The sequence below is a fragment of the Nocardia sp. NPDC004582 genome, from assembly GCF_053602115.1.
In genome coordinates this window covers 1-5407 of sequence record NZ_JBSGCY010000238.1, presented here as the reverse complement: position 1 = coordinate 5407, position 5407 = coordinate 1, and the positions used below count along the sequence as shown (strand labels likewise).

At 67.6% G+C, this 5407-nt stretch carries 4 protein-coding genes and 1 pseudogene; 1 reads left to right on the top strand and 4 read right to left on the bottom strand.

Annotated elements, in window-relative coordinates:
• From ACWELJ_RS33065 to ACWELJ_RS33055, 3 genes are all read right to left on the bottom strand, one after another.
• The coding region (locus ACWELJ_RS33065) for a YibE/F family protein (protein WP_452370003.1) at window positions 1-1073 on the bottom strand (1073 nt) is incomplete at its 3' end.
• Between the two features lie 430 nt (window positions 1074-1503).
• Entirely contained in the window at window positions 1504-2715 is a 1212-nt protein-coding gene (locus ACWELJ_RS33060; protein ID WP_452370004.1) for a pyridoxal phosphate-dependent aminotransferase, read from the bottom strand.
• A 76-nt stretch (window positions 2716-2791) separates the two neighbouring features.
• Window positions 2792-4150: an XRE family transcriptional regulator gene (locus tag ACWELJ_RS33055; protein WP_452370002.1), complete on the bottom strand. Its 1359-nt coding sequence runs from the start codon at window positions 4148-4150 to the stop codon at window positions 2792-2794.
• A 256-nt stretch (window positions 4151-4406) separates the two neighbouring features.
• Here ACWELJ_RS33055 and ACWELJ_RS33050 point away from each other — a divergent pair, with 256 nt between their 5' ends.
• Window positions 4407-4856 (top strand): hypothetical protein, encoded by a 450-nt coding sequence (locus ACWELJ_RS33050; RefSeq protein ID WP_452370001.1) that lies wholly within the window; start codon window positions 4407-4409, stop codon window positions 4854-4856.
• Between the two features lie 88 nt (window positions 4857-4944).
• Here ACWELJ_RS33050 and ACWELJ_RS33045 read toward each other — a convergent pair.
• A pseudogene (locus ACWELJ_RS33045) lies at window positions 4945-5407 on the bottom strand (hypothetical protein); the annotation flags it as partial.

Here is a 5407-nt window from a genome sequence, read left to right as displayed (position 1 = left end):
CCGGCGTAGGCGAGCACCAGGGTGTAGACGGTACTGGCGATGTGGTCGCGCCCGACGCGCATGGCCGCGGCGAAAATCCCGCGCCGCGAGGACTTCTCGTCCAGCGCGGCCAGTTCGAAGGCCGCCGACGCCTGGGTGATGGTGACGTCGTTGAGCACACCCAGCGAGCCGATGATGAACCCGGCGAGCAGCAGCCCGGTGATGCTCACGTGCTGGAGATAGGTCGCGACATTGGTGTTCTGCTCTTCGGAGAACCCGGTCAGATGGGTGATCTTCAGCGCCGCCCAGGACAACACGGCCGCCAGCACCATGGCCGACAACGTGCCCAGCAGCGCCGAACTGGTGCGCAGATTCACGCCGTGCGCGAGATACAACACCGCGTACAGGATCACCGCGCCCGCGACGAGTGCCGTTGGGATGGCGGGTTTTCCGTCCAGCAGCGCGGGTAGCAGGAACACCACCAGCACGCCGAAGGCGACCACGAGTCCGAGCAGCGCCCGCAGTCCGCGCCACCGCGCGACCGCGATGATGACGACGGCGAACACGATGCCGATGAGGGTCAGCGGCAGTCCGCGCGCGTAGTCGTCGAACGAGTAGGTGGTGACCAGGCTGGGGTCGGCGTTCTTGTCGGCCTTCGGATCCACTTGGCGCACGATGCGGATCTTGTCGCCGGCGCGCAGATCGGGTTGCCCGGGTCCGGGCGCGATCTCGAAGAGCGTCTTCTCGCCCTGGCTGGGCCCGGAGTCGATGGTCACGATGCTGCGCTGGCAGGTGTAGCCGTTGGCGCGCGGGGCCTGCGGTTCGTCACTGAAGACCCGGCCGTTGGAGGCGCTGCCGCAGGGCCCGATGTCCTGCTTGATCACCGTGCCGGCCTCGGTCTGCACCGCGCCGCCGCCGCCGTTCTGCATGGGCAGGGGGATGTCGATGTGCTGAGCGCTGGGCCAGAGCCAGATCAGTCCGGCCACGACCACCACCCCGATCAACGCGAGCAGTCCGATCACGACCTTGGCCGCGTTGGCTCCGATCGCGATGGGTCCCGAGTGGTCGTGGTGATGGTGATGGTGATCGCTCACCCGGAGAGCCTAAACGAAAACCATTTTTGACATGCTGAGAGGTCTCGGCATTTTGCCAGGTGAGAAGGTCGCGATCGCGAGAATTTTTTAGGGGGCGGCGGAGAGCAGGGGGATGTCTCCGCCGCCCGGGGTCAGCGGCCCAGGGGGGGTAGGCCGACTAACCAGGGCCGGACGGCCCAGGGGGGGTAGGCGGTCCGGCCGGGCACTCGAAGTGCCGTGGCCTACTGTACACAAAAGTCCGTTCTTTGCGCTAGCTAAGTCTCTAAAAACCCAACTTTTTCGTACCAGCGGTTTGTTTTAGCCAGGGTCCCACCTGCGCCACACCCGGCGAGGAAGGGTGTCCACTCCTGGACAAAACCGCATAAGCGCAGGTCAGCAGGGCCCACGGGATACCCCATGAACCCTACCGGTTGATATTTCCGCCCGGAAGCTATTGGCGGTAGCTGGACAGGAAGTTGCCGAATCGTTCGATGGCGACCGACAGATCCCGCGCCCACGGCAGCGTCACGATGCGCAGATGGTCGTGATGCGGCCAGTTGAACCCGGTGCCCTGCACCATCAGGATCTTCTCCTGCAGCAGCAGATCCAGCACCAGCTTCGAATCGTCGTGGATCTCATGGACTTCCGGATCCAGCCGCGGGAACGCGTACAGCGCGCCCTCCGGCTTCACACACGACACACCCGGAATCGTGTTCAGCTTCTGCCAGGCCACATCCCGCTGCTCCAGCAGCCGCCCGCCCGGCAGCACCAGATCGTCGATGCTCTGATGCCCGCCCAGCGCCACCTGAATGGCGTGCTGCGCGGGCACATTCGGGCACAGGCGGGTGGAGGCCAGCAGGTCGATGCCCTCCAGGAAACCGCCCGCGTGATCCTTCGGACCGGTGATGACCAGCCAGCCCGAGCGGTAGCCCGCCACCCGGTAGGCCTTGGACAGGCCGTTGAAGGTCAGGCACAGCAGGTCCGGCGCGAGCGTGGCCAGCGACACGTGCTTGGCGTCGTCGTAGAGGATCTTGTCGTAGATCTCGTCGGCCAGCAGCAGCAGCTGATGCTTGCGAGCCAGGTCCACCACCTGCTGCAGCACCTCGGCGGAGTACACCGCGCCGGTGGGGTTGTTCGGGTTGATCACGACAATCGCCTTGGTCTTGTCGGTGATCTTGGATTCCATATCGGCGATGTCCGGCTGCCAGCCGTTGGACTCGTCGCACAGGTAGTGCACCGGGGTGCCGCCCGCCAGCGAGGTCATCGCCGTCCACAGCGGATAGTCCGGCGCGGGGATGAGCACCTCGTCGCCATTGTCGAGCAACGCCTGCATGACGATGGTGATCAGCTCGGAGACGCCGTTGCCCAGGTAGACGTCGTCCACATCGAATTCCGGGAAGCCCGGCACCACTTCGTAGCGGGTGAAGATGGCCCGGCGCGCGGACAGGATGCCCTTGGACTCGCTGTAGCCCTGCGCGTACGGCAGCGCCGCGATGATGTCGCGCATGATCACGTCGGGCGCGTCGAACCCGAACGGCGCGGGATTGCCGATGTTCAGCTTGAGGATGCGATGCCCCTCGGCCTCCAACCGCGCCGCATGCGCGTGTACCGGCCCCCGGATCTCATAGAGAACGTTCTGGAGCTTGGTGGACTGCTCCAGCATGCGCGGGGACCGATGCGAAGGGTGACTCTGAGGGCTCACCCCGTCAATGGTGCCATTAGCCCGCAACCAGCTTTTTTCAGCGCGAGGTATCGGGCGGCAACACGCTGCGGGCGGCGGTGGAGCCGCAGAACTCCTCGATTCTCTCGTCCAGGTCCTGCGCCTCGCCGGCGTCGCGGAACTCCGGGCCGGCCAGGCGCCGGCGCAGCACGGACAGGCGTTCCTCGAGTTGGGCGATGCGTTTGTCCTCGTCCAGCTCGAGCACCGGTTCGAGAGCCGCGGTCGCGCCGTCGAGGCTGCCGTTGATCAGGTGGGCGGCGGCATTGTCGACCCGGGCCAGCGACTCCGCGCCGTAGGAGCGCTTGTCGGTGGGGCCGTTCACGTACAGGTCGATGGCGCGACGAGTGGCGTCCAGCGCGGGTCCGGCCTGCCCGAGGTGGATGTAGGTGGCGCCCGCGTAGTAGTGACTCTTGGGCTGGTTGAAGCCGAAGACGCCGCCGACGTCGTCGTGCAGGGTGTCACTGGACTCGCCGTCGCGGGCCTCGTCGGCGGCGCGGATGCAGCGTTCGGTGTCGGCGGCGCTGCCCAGCCGCGACCAGATGCGGGCCTCGATGTTCAGCAGCCGCACCTTCGAGGTCGCCGATTCGGTGTAGCGCTGGCCGCTCTGGGCCAGCAGCACCGCGCGGCGCGGGCGTTCGGAGCGGTACTCGATGAGCGCCTGCATGCCGCGGGTCCAGGCGCGCAGCGGATTGTGCTCGCACAGTTCGGCGTAAGCCCATGCGGCCCTGGCCTGTTCACCGGCCGCGTCGAAATAGCCCAGATCCGTACTGGCATTCGCCAGCAGACCGGACAAAGTGCCCGCCAAGAGATACAGATGCGCCGTATCCGACGGCCGCTGATGGCCTTCCAGCAACCGGTACACCCGCCGCCGCACCCGCAACATCTCCACCATCATCGGCACCGGAGGCATGTGCACGTAGTCGTTGGCGATGCGCGTGACATCGGCATCGAGCTGTTCCAGCAGGGTGGCACCCACATTGGTGCCCTCGGCCCGGCCGGCGTGCTCGCTGGCTTCATGGGCAGCCGCCATGATCAAGTCCCTCTCCGAAATCGCCGCTAACGCATCGCCCCTCATCGCACCCGTGTCGACGAGTGCCAGCAGTTCCGCGTCGCTGGAATAACTGGCCTGCGCCGGCATGCCGCTCCACAACTCGGAACCGCCTTGGCGCACATCGAAACCGGGAACGGCGGGGCCACTCGAGGGCTGGTCGATCAAGGCCGCGAACCGTGCCCGCACCACATCGTCGGACCTGGCAAGGGAGGTATCGAGGGCGGCCTGATTGACCGGGCGGGGATGCACCCGATCGCCCCCGGCCTCCCACTTCGAGACCAGTCGTTCGTGTACGCCCAGATGGGCGGCGAACTCCCGGATACTCATGCGTTTGGCATCACGGAGGGCACGGGCCTCTTTGCCTGACCAGTGCCGTACCACGGTGCCATCCCTTCCGAGCGAACTCCGAACTCCAGGGTACGAGCGGAAAGTGGCCGCGGCCACAGCCGAAACCTAGCTGGTACCAGGCTTTATACGCAGCCGCGATAGTGGCGGCGGAAGGGCAGTGCAAGGCGGGTGTGCGGGCGTTTTCCCATCCGCCTCCGGCGCGCGACCCTGGTGACCAGGGGAAGGAGGCGGGGAAGTGAACGCGGACAAGCTCCGGACAGTCGACGACTGGGTTTCCTACTACCGGCACGAGTTCGGGCTGCCGGTCACCGAGCGCGGCGGATTCGTCATGCTGCCCGTCACCGCGCAGGTCGCGGTCGTGCACCTACCGGTCGCCCGAGCCGAAAAGGTCCGCAGCGCACTGCAACAGCGCGAGCACGGCGGACCCATGCTGGCCCGCCAGATTCGCTGGAGCTTTCTGGCCGAACCGGATTCGCGCCCCGGCGCCCAGATCATGGAGGTCCTCGACCGCCTCGACATCGGCATTCCCGCGGTGGGCAGCGCGGTCATGCTCCCCACCGGCCTCGGCCGCTGGACCCGCGAGGGCTGCCACTGGGTGCGCCCGCCCGCCCGGGACGCCAAACTCCCACCCCTGTCGGCGATCATCACGACAGCTCTGGCGGTGGGACAGGGAAGCGAGGATTGAACGCAGCCTTTCCTCGCACCGGCGCGCCACGCGCCGGAACCACCGGGTCCGCCCCCTCTTTGGCAGTCGACGGGGCGGGCTCGGCGTGTCAGCGTGCTTGCTGCTGTTGCGCCGGAGCCGGCGGGAAGAGCGGGGGCAGGGTGGGCACGATCACCGGCGGCAGACCCGGGATCAGCGTGATGGTGTTGGGGCCGGCCGTGGTGGTGGGGGCCTCGGTGGTGGTGGTCGTGGCCTGCGGCTGCGGCGGCCCGGCCAGCGCCTCGTTGGTGGCGTCGGTGGTGCTGGGGGCGACGGTGGCCGGTTCGCTCGGGCGGGTGGTGCTGGTCGGCACCGAGCTGGTGACCGCGTCCGGGCGCTGCGAATCGTGGCTCAGCACTTGGGTTCCCCAGCCCAGGGTGATGCCGATGGCGGCCACCACGACCAGCGCGCCCACCGCGACACCGGCGAGGCTGACCTCGCGGCGGCGGCCCGGACCGTCGGTCAGGCCCGGGACCGGAAGCTGGGCCGGGGCGGGCTCGGGCGGCATCGTGAAGATGAAGGCCGCCACCGAA